General features: G+C 45.0%; 1 protein-coding gene. It reads right to left on the minus strand.

Features of this window, described 5'->3' with window-relative positions; translation table 11 throughout:
• Positions 1 to 185 precede the first annotated feature (185 nt).
• The coding region (locus JIG41_RS12765) for an SUMF1/EgtB/PvdO family nonheme iron enzyme (RefSeq protein WP_199524868.1) at positions 186 to 451 on the minus strand (266 nt) is incomplete at its 5' end.

Below are 451 nucleotides of genomic sequence, written 5' to 3' on the forward strand. Positions count from 1 at the left end.
AAGCCGCAGATAATAATAGGAGAAAGCAAGCTAAGTACGTTGCGAGGTGTAAAAGTCGTGCCTGAGCCAAGGTATTTATCCATAAAAAAGAGTCCATGTACAGTGTGTCTGTTAACGGTACTTAAGTCAGTGTTAGTATGAATAAACATACTCCCAAAGTATGTTCTCATTTGCAGGTGGAATGACTATTTTGTGAGTGGCGTCGCTTGGTTAAGCACACAGCGAAAGCCCAAATCCCGGTAAGCTGTGCTAAGTTCATCGGACTCTTGTCGCGTATACACGTTACTACCGCGGGGGGACTCCATGAAGGTTCCGCCGCGCATTACTTTTTTAGTGCCTTTAGAGGGGCCCGTTGGGTTATGCTCAGGAGAGTGCCGATAGTAATCTTCAGCCCACCAATCATTAACCCATTCAATCATATTACCACTGAGATCATAAAACCCTAATGGGT

This window comes from Pseudoalteromonas sp. bablab_jr011 (genome assembly GCF_016464045.1).
GTDB lineage: Bacteria > Pseudomonadota > Gammaproteobacteria > Enterobacterales > Alteromonadaceae > Pseudoalteromonas > Pseudoalteromonas lipolytica.